Origin of the sequence: Chitinophaga silvatica (genome assembly GCF_003419895.1) — a bacterium.
Lineage (GTDB): Bacteria > Bacteroidota > Bacteroidia > Chitinophagales > Chitinophagaceae > Chitinophaga > Chitinophaga silvatica.
The window spans coordinates 327,956-347,530 of the sequence record NZ_QPMM01000006.1 but is presented as its reverse complement, the minus strand read 5'-3'; the positions used below and the strand labels follow the sequence as shown (position 1 = coordinate 347,530).

General features: G+C 40.4%; 19 protein-coding genes. 7 read left to right on the top strand and 12 right to left on the bottom strand.

Annotation, left to right across the window (positions count from 1 at the left end; genetic code table 11):
- Positions 1–130 precede the first annotated feature (130 nt).
- Positions 131–1,408 (bottom strand): phosphoribosylamine--glycine ligase, encoded by a 1,278-nt coding sequence (gene purD / locus DVR12_RS12560; protein WP_116976020.1) that lies wholly within the window; start codon positions 1,406–1,408, stop codon positions 131–133.
- A 172-nt stretch (positions 1,409–1,580) separates the two neighbouring features.
- Between purD and DVR12_RS12555 the strand changes: the two genes are divergently transcribed.
- From DVR12_RS12555 to DVR12_RS12545, 3 genes are all read left to right on the top strand, one after another.
- Positions 1,581–3,290, top strand: a complete 1,710-nt coding sequence (locus tag DVR12_RS12555) for a peptide MFS transporter (RefSeq protein ID WP_116976019.1) — start codon at positions 1,581–1,583, stop codon at positions 3,288–3,290.
- A gap of 152 nt (positions 3,291–3,442) precedes the next feature.
- Positions 3,443–5,491: an OPT family oligopeptide transporter gene (locus tag DVR12_RS12550; RefSeq protein ID WP_116976018.1), complete on the top strand. Its 2,049-nt coding sequence runs from the start codon at positions 3,443–3,445 to the stop codon at positions 5,489–5,491.
- A gap of 145 nt (positions 5,492–5,636) precedes the next feature.
- Positions 5,637–6,146, top strand: coding sequence for a hypothetical protein (locus DVR12_RS12545; protein WP_147323449.1), 510 nt, complete (start codon positions 5,637–5,639; stop codon positions 6,144–6,146).
- Between the two features lie 59 nt (positions 6,147–6,205).
- Here DVR12_RS12545 and DVR12_RS12540 read toward each other — a convergent pair whose 3' ends face one another.
- Genes DVR12_RS12540 through DVR12_RS12530 form a run of 3 tightly spaced genes read right to left on the bottom strand, consistent with a single transcriptional unit; the run spans position 6,206 to position 10,133 of the window.
- Entirely contained in the window at positions 6,206–7,411 is a 1,206-nt protein-coding gene (locus tag DVR12_RS12540; protein WP_116976016.1) for a DUF1501 domain-containing protein, read from the bottom strand.
- Positions 7,412–7,436: 25 nt separating this feature from the next.
- Positions 7,437–8,882, bottom strand: a complete 1,446-nt coding sequence (locus tag DVR12_RS12535; protein ID WP_116976015.1) for a DUF1800 domain-containing protein — start codon at positions 8,880–8,882, stop codon at positions 7,437–7,439.
- Positions 8,883–8,927: 45 nt separating this feature from the next.
- Positions 8,928–10,133 (bottom strand): molybdopterin molybdotransferase MoeA, encoded by a 1,206-nt coding sequence (locus DVR12_RS12530; protein WP_116976014.1) that lies wholly within the window; start codon positions 10,131–10,133, stop codon positions 8,928–8,930.
- A gap of 49 nt (positions 10,134–10,182) precedes the next feature.
- Between DVR12_RS12530 and moaC the strand changes: the two genes are divergently transcribed.
- Positions 10,183–10,668, top strand: coding sequence for a cyclic pyranopterin monophosphate synthase MoaC (gene moaC, locus DVR12_RS12525; RefSeq protein WP_116976013.1), 486 nt, complete (start codon positions 10,183–10,185; stop codon positions 10,666–10,668).
- A gap of 2 nt (positions 10,669–10,670) precedes the next feature.
- The gene (gene mobA, locus DVR12_RS12520) at positions 10,671–11,288 is read left to right on the top strand and encodes a molybdenum cofactor guanylyltransferase (protein ID WP_116976012.1); all 618 of its coding nucleotides are present in this window, start codon (positions 10,671–10,673) and stop codon (positions 11,286–11,288) included.
- Here the strand turns inward: mobA and DVR12_RS12515 are convergent.
- Both DVR12_RS12515 and moaD read right to left on the bottom strand, forming a co-directional pair.
- Positions 11,245–11,646 carry a molybdopterin synthase catalytic subunit gene (locus DVR12_RS12515; RefSeq protein WP_116976011.1) on the bottom strand — a complete coding sequence of 134 codons (402 nt, stop codon included), beginning with the start codon at positions 11,644–11,646 and terminating at the stop codon, positions 11,245–11,247. The genes mobA and DVR12_RS12515 overlap by 44 nt on opposite strands.
- 12 nt (positions 11,647–11,658) lie before the next feature.
- Complete coding sequence (gene moaD / locus DVR12_RS12510) at positions 11,659–11,892, bottom strand: molybdopterin converting factor subunit 1 (RefSeq protein ID WP_116976010.1); 234 nt, start codon at positions 11,890–11,892, stop codon at positions 11,659–11,661.
- 79 nt (positions 11,893–11,971) lie between these two features.
- On the opposite strand from moaD, the gene DVR12_RS12505 reads away from it, so the two are divergent.
- Together DVR12_RS12505 and moaA are read left to right on the top strand one after the other, a co-directional pair.
- Positions 11,972–12,343 (top strand): DUF7009 family protein, encoded by a 372-nt coding sequence (locus DVR12_RS12505; protein ID WP_116976009.1) that lies wholly within the window; start codon positions 11,972–11,974, stop codon positions 12,341–12,343.
- Positions 12,344–12,345: 2 nt separating this feature from the next.
- Positions 12,346–13,314, top strand: coding sequence for a GTP 3',8-cyclase MoaA (gene moaA / locus DVR12_RS12500; protein WP_116976008.1), 969 nt, complete (start codon positions 12,346–12,348; stop codon positions 13,312–13,314).
- A 2-nt stretch (positions 13,315–13,316) separates the two neighbouring features.
- Here the strand turns inward: moaA and DVR12_RS12495 are convergent, their stop codons facing one another.
- The 6 genes from DVR12_RS12495 to DVR12_RS12470 all read right to left on the bottom strand — a co-directional run bounded on the left by DVR12_RS12495 (position 13,317) and on the right by DVR12_RS12470 (position 19,541).
- Positions 13,317–14,060 carry a sulfite exporter TauE/SafE family protein gene (locus DVR12_RS12495; RefSeq protein WP_158563263.1) on the bottom strand — a complete coding sequence of 248 codons (744 nt, stop codon included), beginning with the start codon at positions 14,058–14,060 and terminating at the stop codon, positions 13,317–13,319.
- Between the two features lie 2 nt (positions 14,061–14,062).
- Complete coding sequence (locus DVR12_RS12490; RefSeq protein ID WP_116976006.1) at positions 14,063–15,148, bottom strand: HesA/MoeB/ThiF family protein; 1,086 nt, start codon at positions 15,146–15,148, stop codon at positions 14,063–14,065.
- Between the two features lie 25 nt (positions 15,149–15,173).
- The gene (locus DVR12_RS12485; RefSeq protein WP_158563262.1) at positions 15,174–15,722 is read right to left on the bottom strand and encodes a GNAT family N-acetyltransferase; all 549 of its coding nucleotides are present in this window, start codon (positions 15,720–15,722) and stop codon (positions 15,174–15,176) included.
- Positions 15,723–15,867: 145 nt separating this feature from the next.
- A complete protein-coding gene (serS, locus tag DVR12_RS12480; RefSeq protein WP_116976004.1) occupies positions 15,868–17,133 on the bottom strand; it encodes a serine--tRNA ligase in 1,266 nt (421 codons plus the stop codon).
- A 44-nt stretch (positions 17,134–17,177) separates the two neighbouring features.
- A complete protein-coding gene (locus DVR12_RS12475) occupies positions 17,178–18,845 on the bottom strand; it encodes an NAD+ synthase (RefSeq protein WP_116976003.1) in 1,668 nt (555 codons plus the stop codon).
- Positions 18,846–18,863: 18 nt separating this feature from the next.
- Positions 18,864–19,541 (bottom strand): porin family protein, encoded by a 678-nt coding sequence (locus DVR12_RS12470; RefSeq protein ID WP_116976002.1) that lies wholly within the window; start codon positions 19,539–19,541, stop codon positions 18,864–18,866.
- Positions 19,542–19,575 lie beyond the last annotated feature (34 nt).

Below are 19,575 nucleotides of genomic sequence, written 5' to 3'. Positions count from 1 at the left end.
CCTCCTCCTGTACGTTGGAATGTTGGTTATTGCCTGCAAAGCTACATAAGAAGTAAAGACCTAAAGCTTTTTAATCAACTTTTAATACAAAAACTTCTTATCCCGTTTGCGGGATACAACCATATATGCTTTAAATAAATTCGTAGCCGATGTCCCGACGATACACTTTTCCTTCGAACTGAATCTTCTCCGCTGTTTGTACAGAATGAGCCAGAGCTTCCGATAAGTTGGCCGCCAATGAAGTAATAGCCAATACACGGCCCCCATTGGTCAACACCTCTTCTCCCTGTAATTTAGTACCTGCATGAAAAACAATCTGATCGTCAGTTGGGGTTGGAATGCCAGTTATAACCTTGTTCTTTTCATAAGACTCAGGATACCCTTTAGACACCAACATCACTGTAGATGCTGCACGCTCGTCGACATTTATAATTTGTGATTTAAGTTCTCCTGCAATTGTAGCCTGGAAAAGTTCCAGTAAGTCGTTCTTCAAACGAGGCATAACTACTTCTGTTTCAGGATCACCCATCCGACAGTTATATTCTATTACGAAAGGCTCTCCTCCTACATTAATCAGGCCAAAAAACACAAAACCATTATAAATTATACCTTCATCTGATAATCCCTGAATAGTAGGCCGGATCACCTGATCCTCCACTTTCTTCATGAAAGTTGCATCCGCAAAAGGCACCGGAGAAACAGCTCCCATACCGCCTGTATTCAATCCTTTATCTCCTTCACCAATACGTTTATAATCTTTTGCCTCTGGTAAGATCTGATAAGAATGGCCATCAGTCAGGGCAAACACAGATAATTCTATACCAGTCAGAAACTCCTCAATTACAACCGTTTTACTGGCATCTCCAAATTTAGCAGCTTTAATCATCTGCTCAAACTCAGATAATGCTTCTTCATGCGAAAACGCTATTACCACACCTTTACCAGCCGCCAATCCATCTGCCTTCAATACAATTGGTAAGGAGTGCTGTTGCAGGTAAATAACCCCTTCTTCATAATTCGATTCATCAAACTCACGATAAGCAGCTGTAGGAATATTATGACGTTGCATAAATAACTTTGCATATGCCTTACTACCTTCCAGTTGCGCGCCTTCTTTAGAAGGCCCCATTACCGGAATATGCTGCAATGCCTCATCTGCCCTGAAAAAGTCATAAATTCCGTTTACCAGTGCTTCCTCTGATCCGGGAACTACCAGAGTGATCGCGTTTTCCAGACAAAAATTTCTAATTTGTTGAAAATCACTCACTCCCATATTTATATTTTGCCCACATTGTGCAGTTCCTGCATTCCCGGGAGCAATAAATAATTTCTCACATAATGGGCTTTTCGACATTTTTAAGGCCAATGCGTGTTCTCGGCCACCACTTCCTAGTAATAGTATGTTCATATGAATTACCTAAATAATGCAGGTTGGAAAGAAAGTGCAAAGAAAGTTTAAAAAAGCGCAAAAAATGAGCATTTCCAGCATTTTTTTACAGAGATAATCGATTTTACTTAACTTGCCATATTTAGAGGTTCTCTAAGTCTAAACAAACTATTGCTAAAACTAACCAATTTTTATGACGCAATCTGCTGATGTGCTAGAGTCAATCCCTGTACAAGAAAAGGGCCATCCTAAAGGACTCAAAGTACTATTTGCCACGGAAATGTGGGAACGGTTTAACTTTTATGGTATGCGGGCGTTATTGACGCTCTTCCTGGTAAATGCACTTGCTTATTCCGAAGCTGATTCCTCTTATGTTTATGGAGGATTTTTAGGACTCTGCTACCTTACACCTATGCTTGGCGGATATATAGCCGACCGCTATCTCGGTAACAGAAGCTGTATCATTCTCGGCGGTACTGTAATGGGTATCGGACAATTACTGATGGTTTTAAGTGCCACTCTCTATGCCACCAATATTCAATTGGCCAATACGGTTGTTCTAATCGCCCTGTTGGTAATTATTTTTGGTAACGGTTTTTTCAAACCTAATATCTCCTCCATGGTAGGTAGCCTTTATCCGAAAGGTGATAATCGTTTGGATGCTGCTTTCACTATCTTCTACATGGGTATCAACGTAGGCGCCTTCCTGGGTATGTCTATCTGTCCTTTCCTGGGTGATAGAGAAGTAAATGGAGTAAGAATTGTAAGCGCTTTTAAATGGGGCTTCCTGGCTGCGAGTATCGCAATGTTCCTGGGTACCTTCATATTTATGCGCATGAAAGACAAATATGTGGTAACTCCGGACGGAAAACCTATTGGTGGGAAACCTGATTTTAGCAAAAAAGCTGGTAATACATCCGGTGAAGCAGATAAAGCTAAATTCACTACGGGAGCAATGGTAGGAGTTTCTATACTTGCAATTGTACTCTTTATTGGAATCCACTTCCTGTCTCTGGATCCAAATCCAATCAAATCCTGGCTTTATCCATTTATTTATGCAGTAGGTATTAGCCTTGCTGTATTGATATTAACTGATAAATCGATCACTAAAATTGAAAGACAACGTATTATCGTTCTCTACTTCGTTGCTTTCTTCGTAATATTCTTTTGGGCATGTTTCGAACAGGCGGGCTCTTCCCTGACTTTCATTGCTGATTATCAGACCGATCGTCACTTCCTGGGCTTCAACCTTCCTCCAAGCCTGATTCAAAATGCCAACTCTATCTTTATCATCGTTTTTGCTATCCCAATGAGTTATGTATGGATTAGACTGCAAAAACGTGGTTTAGAACCTATCTCTCCTGTAAAACAATCTTTAGGTCTGGCATTACTGGCATTAGGTTTCTTCATTATTGCATTGCAAATGAAAAGCCTTGGCCCTAACGAAAAGTTAGGTGTTAGCTGGTTAATTCTGATGTATTTATTCCATACAATCGGTGAACTTTGCCTGTCTCCGATCGGCCTGTCTCTGGTTGCCAAACTGGCTCCTCAAAGATTCGCTTCTTTGCTGATGGGTGTTTGGTTCCTTGCAAATGCTGCAGGTTACGCTTTAGCAGGTACTTTGGGCGCATTGCTCCCTCCAACAATGGACAAATACAAATTGGCTACCGAAAATGGTATTGACCTGAGAGGAATCATGGATGGTACTATTACGGCCACCGCTCAACAACTGGATAAATTGCACGAACTTAAACTGCCAATCAATTATCCAACATTTGCAGGTTTCACTATTCACAACCTCTATGAATTCTTCATGGTGTTTGTGATTCTGCCAGGTGGCGCAGCTGTATTGCTGTTCTTATCTTCTGGCTTCCTGAAAAAATGGATGAACGGCGTTAGATAATATCGCTTCTTAAGCACAAAGGGATCTGATCGAAGATTAATTTTGAGAAATTATAAGTAGCAGTTGGAACTTAATCTCCGCTCCTTTTCTCAAAATTCGACCAGATCCCTTTTTTTATTTGTATTTTTTAAAGCAGTACCCAATTCCATTTTATGGCTGATAACAATTTCAAACCATTTGTACCACCAGAGGTTCAGATGAAAGAGTTTACAATTAAATCTATCCTGCTAGGCTGCATTTTCGGTATTATTTTCGGCGCCGCAACAACTTATCTTGCATTAAAAGCTGGTCTTACAGTTTCGGCTTCTATCCCGATTGCCGTTATTGCTATTACCTTAGGGCGTAAATTCTTTAAAACCACCATCCTCGAAAACAACATCATTCAAACTACCGGATCGGCCGGTGAATCTATCGCCGCCGGTGTGGTATTTACCCTTCCAGGGTTTCTGTTTCTAAGCGATGGTATCGGTAAAGAATACTTTAACTATCTCACCATCCTTACCCTGGCTATTTTCGGAGGTATACTTGGTACTTTAATGATGATCCCTCTCAGAAGATCCCTTATCGTTAAAGAACATGGAGTACTCCCTTACCCGGAAGGTACCGCATGCGGAGATGTTTTAATTGCCGGTGAAAAAGGTGGCGATTTCGCTAAAACTGCCTTCTATGGCCTCGGCTTTGCCTTCCTCTATGCCATACTTCAAAAAGTATTGAGAGTCATTGCTGAAACTCCTGAGTACATGACCCAGCAGGCCAATAAATTCTTTCCTTCAGCTAAACTCAGTGCCGATATAACTCCTGAATATATGGGAGTAGGCTATATCATTGGCCCTAGAATAGCCGGAGTACTGGTAGCCGGTGGTGTTTTATCATGGTTGGCCCTCATTCCACTACTCTCCTCGCTGATTCCTCCTGATACTATTGCAAGCCAGCTTGTAAAGTTGGGATATCTGGCTAATCTGGAAACCGCAGGTGGACAAGGAAACTGGAGCCCCGGCATGCATACCTTCGATGACTATTCGGCCGCTATTTACTATGCATATGTAAGGCAAATCGGAGCGGGAGCAGTAGCTGCAGGTGGTTTCATCACCCTACTGAAAACAATTCCAACTATCATAGCTTCTTTCAAAGGAAGTCTGAGTTCCATAAAAACCTCTGGCGACAAATCAGCTAAACCTGCAGAAGTTCCAAGAACAGAAAGGGATTTAAGCCTGAAAGTTGTACTAATAGGTAGCATTGGACTTGTATTATTAATGGCATTTTTACCACAACTGCCAGGTGCTTCTGTTGGTCAGAAATTGCTGATCGGTTTACTGGTTGTTATATTCGGTGCATTTTTCGTTACCGTTTCCAGCCGCATAGTTGGGCTTATCGGCTCATCCAATAATCCAATTTCCGGAATGACCATCGCTACCCTTATGGGTACCTGCCTGGTTTTTATATCAGTTGGGTGGACAGGTAAAGTTTACGAGCCTATGGCATTGGTTGTAGGAGGTATGATCTGCATTGCTGCCGCTAACGCCGGAGGAACAAGCCAGGACCTGAAATCCGGTTATATTGTAGGAGCAACTCCGAAATATCAGCAGATTGCGTTATTTATTGGAGCTATAGTTTCTTCCATCGTAATCGGGCTTACTGTGAAGTTCCTCGATAATCCAACCAGAGAAATGATTGCTCACGGAGTAAAAGACCATGCTATCGGTAGTATTTATTTCCCTGCACCTCAAGGAACGTTAATGGCTACACTGGATATAGGTATTTTATCAGGGAAACTCGACTGGCAATTTGTTATTGCAGGAGCCTTCCTGGCAATTACTATGGAGCTTTGCGGTATTAACTCCTTATCTTTTGCTGTAGGGGCTTATCTGCCATTGTCTACCACCCTGCCTATTTTTGTTGGTGGAGCAATTCGCGGAGTTGTAGATTATAAACAGAAGAAGAGTAATAAGAAAGTTGCCCCTGAAGAAGAGGAATTAGGTAAAGGAAATCTTTTTGCCACCGGATTAGTGGCAGGAGGAGCGGTGGCAGGTGTAATAATAGCCGTGCTGGCCGGATTCGATAGTTCTGCAGCTGTATTAAGTGCCTTGCATTTAGATGCCGGAATTATCAAGATTATCGGAAGCAACGGTTATTATATAATAGGATGTGCATTTTTTGCGTTTATGGGCTGGTACTTATACCGCATTGCCCGTAAAGCTTAGTAGATAAGTTTGTAAAGATTTAAACGCCAGGCAATTCTTTAATAGCCTGGCGTTTTTATGTAACAATGTTTGTCCTATATCCGTTTTTATATTTAGAAATGTTTAATTTTAGGACCAATTTTAAAGCCTGTTTATAATTGAACCTATGCGAAAATCTGCGTTCTTTTTACTTGGCATAGTTGCCCTACTGAGTGTATCTTGTTCTAAAGTCAAAGAAGATAGCCGTTTACGTCGATTTGTCTCTATGAAAATGGATAACAAAATATACTTGTCAGAAAATCCGACTGGCGTTATATATATCCCTGATCCTGAGGAACAAAATCCTGAAAAACAATACCCTCGCATGGAAATTACCGCTCATAGCTATAATGGTGATGTCATTACTTTCACACTTGCTAAGGCCGAACTTCCATTTACTCCGGGTACCTATTATGTTACTCAGAAAGGAAATAGCATGACGGTAGCTACCAATTCGCTTTACTCAACTACCTATACTTCTGCCAATAGCAAAATGTTCTATATCACTATTGATAAAATAGACAACATTGCAGTTGAAGGAAGTTTTTCGGGTATGCTGAAAGATGTAATGGGCTTTAGCGGCGATGTTGCCGTTCAGGACGGGGCATTCAGAGCATTGATCTCACAAGTCAGATAATTCTGTCATAATATTTTACAGCCCATTCGGTTATACGTAGCCGAATGGGCTATGTATTTTCAAACAAAAGACATCAACGGATAATCCTGCTTTAAAATTTCTTTATCATTGGCATGCAACCAATTGGCTAACAGTGTAGCATACACGCTTTTGAAATCTACACTATACTGTAAATCCCCATCTTTCAATTGCTGCAAATTCGGACCATCATTTAAAACCCCTGCCTGCTTCAGATTTCCCCCAATAACAAACATATTATTAGCCGTACCATGATCTGTACCTCCACTCGCATTCTGGCTAACCCTTCTTCCAAACTCTGAGAAAGTAACTACTACCACATCTTCAAACCTATGATGTTGTTTAAGATCATCAGTAAATGCGGTTACTGCATCACTCAACTGATTAAATAAACGGGCTTGCTGATCCTGCTGATTCACATGAGTATCAAAGCTCCCATGAGAGACATAAAAAACTTTTGTATTGATGTCTGATAAAATCAAACTTGCAATTGTTTTCATATCCCGGCCCAATTCGGTGTTAGGGTAAGAAGCAGTTGTTTGAAATGACTTGAATTGTTGTTGGATATAAGATGCCGAAGAAACTGTTTCCCGCATAGTTTTATATAGATAATCTACATTACTATGTTCATGATCATCGTTTGTACGCTGTTGCAACAGATCTGTAAAGTATTTATCGTTGCTGGTTCCATACAATCTTGCCGGATCAGTAAGCGCTAAGCCCTTATTACTATTTCCTTTCATAGCCAGGCTTAAAGTATCATCTATCTCCAATGCCTGCGTAGGTTTATCACAACCTTTACACTGGGCATCAAGATAACGGCCAATCCAGCCATCAGTCCAATATTCACTGGCCGGAGAGCCAGATTGCCAGATATCCATCGATCTAAAATGAGAACGATCCGGATTTGGATATCCTACATTATTTAAAACACCTAGCATGCCATCATCATATAAAGATTTAAAACCCTTTAATTTAGCATGAATGCCCAGTTCATCATTCAACCTTAAAATTCCATCCTGTTTCAAACTCAATGTAGGTCGTTCTCTATAATAAATATCATTACGATAGGGGACTATTGTATTTAACCCATCATTTCCCCCTGAAAGCTGAATAATCACCAATACTTTATTCCCAGCGGGAACCAGAGGCCTGGCTTCCATTGCTTTTAAAAACTTAGGAAGCATTAAAGAAGCCGACGCCAAAGAACCTACCTGCAAAAATTTACGCCTGTTAAGTATTAGCATAAAATATAGTTTAGAGATACAAAGATTAACACAACTGATATTCAGGTGTACTCATTACATCTATAGTAATAGTTTTAATATAACTTTCTCTATTGCTGCTATCTGCATATTTATCCAACAATACCGCATTTACATTCCTGTTTTGCAACAGTGAATCTGCAATAGCCTTAGCCAGAGAGGCTCTTTCAACTTTCTCAAAGCCTTTCAGATAACTCTCCCAAAGAATAGTGGCATTTACCTTCTTTGCATATTGTTTTTTCAGAAACTCATTGATCTGCAAAGTCATTTTATAATTATTACCATCACCCATTTCTGCCATTAATTCTTTTGGCTTGATATTAAGCACATCAGAATAGAAGATAACCTGTGGTACACGAAGCCTGAACATCAGGCTCGAACTATCTATCCAGTTCCTCCCACCTGGCCATCCGGCCACATTTGGCGGATAAAACAACAATTGCCCCAATACTCTCTGGAATAGCAGCATCACTTCCTCTTTTTCAAAATCCATTGGCACAGTTCTTCGGATTCCTACCAATAATTCTACAGGAGATTTTATTTTATTCCCCACCAGGCTACTATCATAAAACCAATCAGACATAAATATCTCTTTCATCAAAGTCCTGATTTTGTAGCCCGAATGATAAAACTTCTTCGAAAGTTCCGCTATTCTCTCTTCATCCGGAGTTTCTGAAACAAAGAATCTGTAAATCTTGCGTGTGATGAATGTAGCTGTTTGAGGATGGTCTAATAGTATTTTCAGAATATCATCTCCATTCCATTTACCCTGTTTGCCTAAGAACAATTTACTATCATCGTCGTGCTGCTTATCTCTAAAAACAAAATTACCTTCTGCGTCGTATCCCCATCCGGTAAAGGCCCTTGCCGCCTCTTTCACATCATACTCTGTATAATTCCCTCTACCCAATGTGAATAACTCCATTACTTCCCGGGCAAAATTCTCATTGGGATGCTGCTTACGATTCTGCTGATTATTTAGGAATTCTAACATTGCAGGACTTTTGGAAACTGCTGATAGCAAGTCTCCAAATTCTCCCAAAGCATTATCTCTGATAACGCTTAATAATTGTTGATTGAATAACACATTTTGGGTTCTGCATGCAAAATGTCCATGCCAGAAAAGGCTCATCTTCTCTCTCAGCGGATGTTCGCTGTGAATCATAGTATTGAGCCAACTTACATTGAGATCTTTGATCCCCTGGGTATTCATTTGCTGCAACTGTTTCCGTTCTTCCGCCGTCATATCCTTTTTGCGGCGAAAATTGGGTAACTCACTGTCTGAAACAACTATTACATCACTGACAGACTTATTAGATTTTCCCATCAGAATTTTGTTCACAATTTCTTTGCGCCGTTTATTATCCCAATCAGAGATAGTAGGAAGGGTTTCTCCAAAGCCAGCCCTCCAGGCAAGATGTTGCAGCTGTAATTGTTGATCTACTACAGCCATAAAGAAAAGAGTTTAAGAAATAAGACTAAAAACTATACCGTAGGTTTAACGAAACTTCCAGACCTGAAAAGATTTTCCTTTCTCAAAATAACTATCAGCAGCGGGTAAAACAAGAAAGCCATCAGCATTCAACAAACTTGCCAAATCACCAGAGCCCTGATAGGGTTGGGGATGAGCCAACACAACTCCCGAAGTATTAACTTCCAGTTTAACCGGTAAAAAATATTCGAGATTAGCTTCAAATACTACTTTCTCTGACAATTCAGCATAAATTGGTTGGGAAACCTGACCACGCATTGCTGCTAAAATATAGGGGCGTACATAACGATAAAAACACATAAAACTGGAAACAGGATTTCCAGGCAATGCAAAAACAACCGGACCATTCTCAAATTCTCCAAACAGAAAGGGTTTCCCTGGTCGCTGCTGCACTTTATGAAATAGCTGTTTCATTCCCAACTGCTGTAAAATAGCAGGAAGAAAATCGTATTTACCTGCGCTAACAGCACCCGAACTTATCCAGATATCTGTATCCGATAATAAGCTTGTAAGGGTAGCCGACATAATATCCTCATCATCAGTCAGGTGTATGAATTCTGCATCAATATCCATTGCTTTCAGCGCAGCTAATAAACTATATGCATTAGAAATCCTTATTTGGTGCGGTGCAGGCGTTTCATGTACCTGTACCAGTTCATCACCGGTTGCCAGAATCACTACCCTGGGCTTTCGGCTTACTTCCACAGTAGTTTGACCAACAGTAGCCAAAACTCCGATTTCAGCCGGTCCAATTAGGGTACCTGGCGCAAGGAGAATAGCTCCCTGCTTTACATCTTTACCTTCTTCATGTATATGTTGCCCCTTCTTAGCGGCAGTATGCACTGTAAATCTTTTGAATCCTTCATGTTCACTTAGTGTAAGATGTTCATATGGTATTACTGTATCTGTAAGTTCTGGCAATACAGCACCTGTCATTACTTCAATGCAATTAGCAGTATTGGATAATTGTAATCGCGGTTGCCCGGCAGCCTGGACATCTTCAACTCCGAAAATATGTTGTCCTCTGGCATAACTGTCGAAATTAATGGCAATACCATCCATCATAACCCTATCGAAGGGTGGAAATGGGCGATCGGCCAATATTGGCTGCCTTAAAATTCTTCCGGACGAATACTCGAAAGGCACGGTTTCTGTGCCTGATTCTCTAACTGTTCGTAAGACGATTTCGTATGCAGCAGTAACAGTCAACATCTTTTCAATTACATTTGTATTAGGTGATACTAGTTAAATTTATGCTTTTATGTCCAATGAATCAAACAGTGGTTTCACTCACCTCAATGAAACAGGCCAACCGGCCATGGTAGATATTAGTGGTAAACATGATACCTATCGTGTAGCTATTGCTGAAAGCAAGGTATATCTGCCTGCAATTATTCGGGATCAATTTCAGGGAAATGAGATCCATACCCGCAAAGGTGGTGTGTTTCAAACTGCAATCATTGCAGGAATAATGGCAGCCAAAAAAACACCTGAATTAATTCCTTTATGCCACACAATTTTACTCGATGGATGTGATATCGAAATTCACCTGGCAGGGGAAGAAGCTATTATCAGATGTACTGTAAAAACTACAGGTAAAACAGGAGTTGAAATGGAAGCCCTGACGGGTGCGAGTATTGCAGCACTCACTATTTACGATATGTGTAAAGCACTTTCTCAGGAAATGGTGATAAGAGAAACCAGATTAATCAGCAAAAGTGGTGGCAAACAGGACCATTCAAAATAAGCATGAGTGAATCAGAAAACATAGAAATTAAGGGTTTAGTCCTTTGCGGAGGATATAGCACCCGTATGCAGGAAGATAAAAGTACTATCGCTTATCATGGCGTTCCGCAATGGAAATATCTTGTAAAACTCCTGCAAAATCTTATTCCCGAAGTTTACATTTCATGCCGCCCGGATCAGCTGTTACAGTTTGCTGATCACCCAATGCTGATACCTGATAATGTGGCTACTAAAGGGCCCTCAGCCGGGATCTTATCTGCTTACCAAAAAGACCAGCACGTTGCATGGTTGGTTATCGCATGTGACCTCCCAAACATAAGTGAACAATCTTTAAAATATCTGATTTCAAACAGAAATATTACTAAAGCAGCTACTACATTTATTAGTCCGGTGAATCATCTCGCAGAGCCATTGATTACCATTTGGGAACCGGCCGCACTTAAGTCGCTCGCCCATAATACAGAAGCAGGGATCACCTGCCCCCGAAAAACATTATTAAACTGTGATATTCACTTATTGGAGAATCCTTTTGCTGAAGAGCAGTTCAATGCAAATACACCTGATGAAAAAGCAAGAATTAGTGAGCTGATTCATCAGCAAAAAATTCCTTCTTCCAGATAGGCACTGTTTCTTTTAATATATCTATCACATATTCACAGGCATCAAATGCAATTCCACGATGTGCTGAAGCAACTGCAATAACAACAGCTACATCACCTGGGTATTTATCACCGATAGCATGTAGCATTACCAGTTTTTGAATGGCCCATTTTTCTTTTACCTGATCCGCAATCTTTTGCATTTCAGAAATTGCCATAGGTTCATAACACTCATAAAACAAATGCGTTACCGGTCTTTGTTGTGTATTATTCCTTATAGTTCCTGCGAATATTACTTCCCCTCCGCAAGCTGGTGATTGAATAAACTCCAGCGCCTCTTGTACCGTAATATTATCTTTTATCGCTATTAATACATCCATAATCTTTAAAAATCAACCTCCACTAACAGGTGGAATGATAGCTACTTCATCTGTATTACTGAACGCTTGATTATCAGTAGCATAGGTTCTGTTTACAGCTATCAGCAACGACGACAACTGCTTCAGTGAAGGATATTCCTCATATAGCCACCTTTTTAGTGAGGCTACATCATTTATCGCTGCCGGATATTCCAATACAGATGATCCAACTGTTTCTCTCACTACCCCAAACAATAATATTCCCATACTGGTTAAATTAATAAGCTAAAACTACAATATCCCTCCGAGAAGTAGTAATTTTAATAGCGCAGAAAAAGCAATAATTATGAAAATCAGATTACGTGGAAACAGTATCAGATATCGTTTGGATAAAAATGATGTTGAACTGCTAAAAGCGACCAATAAAGTAGAATCTTCTACTCATATAGGTGCCGGAATATTGCATTTTTGTATCAAGAGAAAAGAAATCAGCGATCCGGTTATCAAATTGGAAGCAGATGGTGTACATCTTTTTCTACCTGAAGAACAAATCGATAATTGGTTATTACCAGAGCAGGTTGGTTTTGAAATCATCATTCCCAACACCGATGGTACAGAGGTAAAAATCCTTGTAGAAAAAGATTTTAAATGTTTGAATACCCGGGATGAAGATGATAGTCAGTCGTTCGACCATCCGAATTCCGGGCAAAATTGCTAATCATGCTGCTCGATGCTCATCAACGAATTATCAACTATGTCAGACTTTCTGTAACCGACCGATGTAATCTTAGGTGTACTTATTGTATGCCGGCCAATATGCGCTTTCTGAACAAAATTAAATTACTGACAGACGATGAAATTATTGATATTTTGTCGACCCTTGCCAGTGCTGGTGTTTCTAAAGTAAGAATCACTGGTGGAGAACCATTTCTACGTCCGGGATTAATTAAATTATTGGAGAGAATTAGTTATGTTGATGGAATTACCAACATAGCGATAACTACAAATGGTGTTTTAACCCGCGAATATATCCCTGCATTAAAGAGCATGGGGATCAACCATATTAATCTGAGTTTAGACAGCTTACAACCAGAGCGCTTTAAACAAATTACCCGTAGGGATTCATTTACAGAGGTGATGAATACTTTGGACAGTCTGGTTTTACACAATATGAACATTAAGATAAACATGGTGGTGATGGACCAGCTCAATACGGCTGAAATAAACGATTTTGTGGCGTTGACCAGAGATCAGAACATATCTGTTCGCTTCATCGAAGAAATGCCTTTTAATGGGCAGGGAAATGGCTTTTCAGGTATTACCTGGCATTACAAACGAATCATGGAAACTATAGCAGCACAATATGCATTAAATAAAATGGCAGACGAACCCAATAGCACTTCCTTTAATTATCAGATTTTGGGGCATAAAGGCAACATCGGTGTTATACCTGCTTATAGCCGAACATTTTGCGGCACCTGTAACCGATTACGTATATCCGCTACTGGTAGTATCAAAACTTGCTTATACGGAAATGATGTTTTAAATCTTAAACCTTTATTACAACAGCAGCAACCTATACTTCCTGCCATTATCAATACTCTGAAGGCTCGTTATATTGATGGTTTTACAGCAGAAAAACATTCAACCAATATCAATAAAACAAGTATGTCTGTTATTGGAGGTTGAGTTTATTTAATCAGCATTCTTACACCGGCATATAAAATCAATAAGGCTGTTGCACCTGCAACATATCTTGGTTTCAATACCCTGGCACTTAAGCGGGCACCTAATTGTCCGCCTATTACTACTGATACTAAAAGTGGTGCAGTAAATTTCCAATCAAATGCAATTGGATGTTTGATAGCCTGACCTGCTAATCCGGCTATTGAGTTCACTAAAATAAAGAAGCTGCTAAGCCCTGCAATATTCTTAGCGGTATCATACTGTCCCAGTTTTAAAACGGGTGACAGATAAATTCCGCCTCCGATGCCTGTCATACCGGATAATAGCCCAATTGCCCCGCCAATCGAACTATAAATCCATGTGCTATTTTTTTCTCTGGGAACAATTATTTCCTCTTTTTCAAAAAAGAAACGATAACACATTGCTAAAGCTGCAATAGTAAGGGCGATACCTAAGATCAGGAAAAAAGTAGCTTGTTTCAGCGGAATATAACCTCCGACAAATGCAAGAGGAACGCTGGCCAATGATAATTGCCAGGCCTTCTTCATGGGCAAATGGCCACCTTTATAGAAATGATAAACTCCTCCAGTTACAACAGCCACATTGCATAATAAAGCTGTGGATTTCATCAATTGAAAATCTATTCCCCACAATGCCAGGATGGCAAGGTAACTGGAGCCTCCTCCAAAGCCGGCAGCGGAATAAGCCAGTGCAACTATGAAAAATAAGATGCAGAGTTCTGTTATCACTATTAATAAGTTTGCATATCAGGATCTATTTTCACTGCCCAGGCATGAATACCGCCTTCAACGTTATAGACGGAAGAATATCCTGCTGCTACCAATTGTTGTGCAACTGCTCTGCTTCTCATACCGTGGTGACATAATACGGCTACGGGTATTCCCTTCGGCACCAATGCAGGTTGCTGGAGTACGCGCCCCATTGGCAAATGAATTGCCTCTGGGATATGGCATATTTCCCACTCATCTACTTCTCTGACATCTACCAGCACAAACTTCTCTTCCTGTTCTATCCACTGCTGCAGTTGATTTACTGATATTGATTGCACTGTATTCATTTCACAAACAGTTTGATGATAATCTTTTGCTAATGTTTTAATATTTTGATTTTCAGATACCGGATTAAAATTAAAAACCTGTTGTGTATTATTTAGTGTATCGATAACCATTAACTGGTTACTAAGTACAGTGCCTATACCAGTAATAATTTTTACTGTTTCATTGGCCTGATAACATCCAATAATTCCAGGTAATACACCCAATACCCCAATTTCGCTACAATTGAGCATTTGCCCTGCTTCCGGTGGTTCAGGAAAAATGCACCTGTAAGTTGCTCCTCCCTGATAATTGAAAACGCTTACCTGTCCTTCGTACTGATAAATGGCCCCATAGACCAATGGTTTGCCTGTTATTACACAGGCATCATTGATAAGGTAACGGGTACCAAAATTATCTGTGCAATCTACTACTACATCATAAGTTTCAATTATTTCAAGTGCGTTTTCAGCAAGTATCCAGGACGGGTGTTTGATGAAATTAACAGTTGGGTTTAATTGCTTAAGCCGCTCTATTGCCAGATCTATTTTGGGTTTCTTTTCATCTGAAGTATAATAAAGAACCTGGCGTTGCAAGTTGGTGATCGATACAGTATCTTGTTCGGCAATTCCTATTGTGCCAATTCCCATGGCCGTCAGATATTGTAATACCGGCACTCCCAGGCCACCGGCTCCGATTACAAGCACCTTAGCCTGTTGCAATAAAACCTGTTTTTCCTGGCCAAATCCCTTGAGTCGGGTTTGGCGATCATACCTATCCATACGTCTTCATTTAGCTTTAAAAATACTACACTAATGGCTTAATGTTTCTATACATTGTAATCAGGTCTGTATACCTGCCATTGAGTTGTTGAATACCATTGGGGATGCGGCCGCATTCAAGGAATCCGAAGTTTCGGTATAATTGCAATGCTTTTTCATTGGATGAAAAAACGTTGAGCGTAATAATATTTAATTCGGGTTGTTCCTCTGCCCATCTGAGCATGGACGTTATCAGTCTTCTTCCTATTCCCATATTCTGCCATTTGCTTTCAACGGAAATACCCATTTCGGCGATATGCTTCTTCTTCCTGAAACCGCTGTGATTCACGTTTACAGATCCAACAATCTGTCCTTTAACGGTAGCAAGTAATAATAATTGATTGGGATTATCGAGATAGGATTGAATAAATTCCTCTTCTGAAGTAAGATCGAGGTCTAAAGATTCGGTGGGTGTAAATAATAAAAATTCTGATTCTCTGGTCATGCGCTGAAAGTTGCTTAACAACCCGGCTGCATCGCTGATCAAAGGCGGTCTTATTATTAGTTCATCGCCAGTTGGGAGAAAATGTTTCATGACCATTTATTGTTTGTGTTTCTCGCAAAGTGAGTAAGTTTTTTAAAGATACTTAAGTATCGTCGGTGAGGATTAGTCTTTCTTCCTAATAATACAAACAAGCCTTATGCTTCTTTAAAAAACTTACTTACTTAGCGAGCAACCACTATATCATATGGCTACCGTAATAGGTTTGTAAAACGGTTGGCACCTGAATACCTTCAATTGTCTGATTGTTTTCCAGCATACACGCCAGAATTCTTGGCAATGCCAGGGAGCTACCATTCAGAGAGTGTACTAACTGAGGTTTACCGTTATTTTCTTTAAAACGGATTTTCATCCTGTTACTCTGATATGCTTCGAAGTTGCTCACAGAGCTAACTTCCAGCCATTTTTGCTGAGCGGCACTATACACTTCAAAGTCATAGGTGATAGCAGATGCAAAGCTCATATCGCCACCGCATAAACGAAGAATACGATAAGGTAGTTCTAACTGGTTGAGCAGCGCTTCTACGTGAGCAACCATTTCATCCAGTGCTTCAAATGATTTATCGGGATGCACCAGTTGTACGATTTCAACTTTATCGAATTGGTGAACACGATTAAGGCCTCTTACATCTTTACCATAAGATCCGGCTTCTCTGCGGAAACAAGGGCTGTAAGCCGTCATTTTCACAGGCAGGTCGGTATCTTTAAGGATTTCGTCGCGGTAAATATTGGTAACCGGAACTTCAGCCGTAGGAATCAGGAAATAGCTATCCTGGGTCAGGTACATCTGACCTTCTTTATCAGGCAATTGACCAGTACCGTAGGCACTTGTTTCGTTTACCATGTAAGGAGGAGCATATTCTGTATATCCGTTGCTGGTGTTATAATCGAGGAAATATTGAATTAAAGCACGTTGTAAGCGGGCACCTTTATTTTTGAAAACAGGGAATCCGCTACCGGTGATTTTGTTACCCAGTTCGAAATCGATAAGGTCGTATTGTTTAGCGAGATCCCAGTGTGGTACAGCACCAGCGTAAAGGTCAGGGATTTTTCCTCCCTGGCGCACTACTTCATTCTCTTCAGGTGTTTTTCCTGCAGGAACGATTGCTGCCGGCAAGTTTGGTAATTTCACCAGTGCGTTATGTAAAGCTGCTTCAGTTTCGTTCAATGCTTCGTTTACGGGGCCTAGTTTTTCCTTTAAGGCTGCAACAGCGGCACGTTGAGCTTCCCCTTCCTCTTTTTTGCCCTGAGCCATCAGCTTTCCAATTTCTTTGGAAAGACTATTAACCTGAGCCTGAGTTTCATCATATTCGAGGGTTAACTTCTTACGCTTGTCGTCCAGTTCCAAAACTTCATCCACTACTTCCAGCTCTTTAAAATGCTTAAAAGCCAGACGCTCCTTCACAAAATCGGTATTTTGACGTATAAACGGTACTTGTAACATGTTGTATGATCAAATTTTAGCAAATATATTAATAAATCGAGGCGTTAACTAAGGTATTTACCTACAATAGGCATTCTGCGGCCTACGCCAAAGGCTTTAGAAGATACCCTGATAATAGGGCAGAACTGATTACGTTTGTATTCGTTGGTATTGACCATCTTTAAGGTCCGCGAAACCAATGCGGCATCGAACCCTTGTGCCACTATTTCGCGTGGTCCCTGCCGCCTTTCAATATACTGATACAGTATTTTGTCTAATACTGCGTAATCCGGTAAACTGTCGCTATCCTTCTGGCCCGGACGTAACTCGGCCGAAGGAGCCTTATCTATAATATTTACAGGTATTATTTCTTTATTTCTGTTGATATATCTCGCTAACGAATATACCTGCATCTTATAAAGATCTCCCAAAACCGATAATCCACCCGCCATATCACCATATAAAGTGCCATAGCCGGTAGATAATTCGCTCTTATTGGAGGTATTCAGTAAGATATATCCAAATTTATTGGACAATCCCATTAATAAATTTCCTCTGATACGACTTTGTGTATTTTCTTCTGCCACATTAAAGGGCAGCCCTTTGAAATATGGTTCCAAAGTTTCTAAGAAAGTTTCATAAATATTATTGATCCTGATAATATCATAGGGGTTACCCAGATTCTCCGACAATGCTACTGCATCATCCACCGAATGGCTGGTTGAGTAGGGAGAAGGCATCAAAATAGCCCGTACATTTTCTTTCCCTAAAGCATCACAGGCAATAGCTAATGTTACTGCACTGTCGATTCCGCCAGATGATCCCAATATTGCTTTGGTAAAGCCCATTTTTCTGAAATAGTCTTTGATCCCTAATACCAGTGCATCATAGATTCTATTGATATTATGATCAAATTCCAAAGTAGTTAAAGGGGTAAATACAGTTGGCATTACCTGGGGCAGCGGACTATCAATAAGTTCTTCCAGTTCCACACCATCCATCGCTTCCTCAAAATAAGGGAACTCCTTAACTATGTTGCCTTTGGCATCATAAATCAGGGAGCCCCCGTCAAATACGATTTCTGTCTGAGATCCCACGGTATTGCAGTAATACATAGGGATCTTATATTTCAGCACATTGGCCAGAATAATCTCTTTTCTGTCTTCATCATGATCATAATCAAAAGGGGAAGCAGAGAGATTGATCATTACATCCGGTTCCTGCGCGATCAATTGATCCATCGGACAAATACGGTACAATGGATTATCTCCCAGGTTCCAGATATCTTCACAAATGGTAACTGCCAGCTTTTTGCCTTTGAACGGAATTACATTCCATTCGTAGGAAGGCTCAAAATATCTGTATTCATCAAACACGTCGTAAGTTGGTAATAGCGTTTTATGAATAACCTGCTTTACCTGTTTCTCATAAAGGAACCAGGCGGCATTAAACAGGTCTTTACCCTCTTTTTGTGGATTTCGGGCTGGTGCCCCTACCAACACAGCAATATCCTGGGTATGCTCCTTGATTTGATCAATAGCATGGTAGCATTGTCTGATAAAGTCTTCAAATTCAAGAAAATCTCTCGACGGATATCCACAAATGCATTGTTCTGAAAATACTACTAAGTCGGCCCCCTGCGCTTTTGCTGCATGAATGGCTTCTATAATCTTCGCTGTATTCTGTTCAAAATTCCCAATATGATAATTCTGCTGTGCCAGTATTATTTTCATAATAAATGATAGTCTGAATTAAAAGTAAATACCCAGTCTGAGTGCAAAGCTATTCATATTTATTCTACCATCGTTCCACTTTTTATTACGGGTAACATCCACAAACCCATTTTGATAGGTAATGCCTGCCATTCCCCTTAAAGTTTCACCCAGCGGATACTCCACACCTGCACCGATGAGCATACCGATATTAATTCTGTTCATTTCCGGCAGAATATTCACTTTGTTGAAGGTCTGACCCGCCGAAATCACATTAGCACGGCCTGCAACCGGGAAATCGAAAAATGTACCGAACTGTCCAAACCAGGTCATATCATTAACAGGCTTGGTTTTCAACTTCAATGCCAAAGGTATTTCAACATAGGTGAGCTTCATATTGTATTCGGAAGGAACTGCTTTAAAATCGCTCAATCCCACTCCTGCATCATATTTCAGGGTGCTACCGGCAAATAAAGCCTGGAAACCAGAGCTCAGTGAATAAGTTCCGCTCTCGTTGAGGCGCAGATCTGCCATCAGACCAAAGTTGAATCCTACCTTTACGCTATTACGCTTAACACCGGACTCCTGTGGATTTAATACTGAAATCAAAGGGCTTGCGGTAAATCCTAATTGAACTCTTTTGTCGTTGGCTCCATACTGTGCGATACTTACTTTAGCCGCAACTAAAGCGATCATTACTAAAAGTGTCTTTTTCATTATTTGGTTGTTTCGGGCGTCAAAATACGAATTA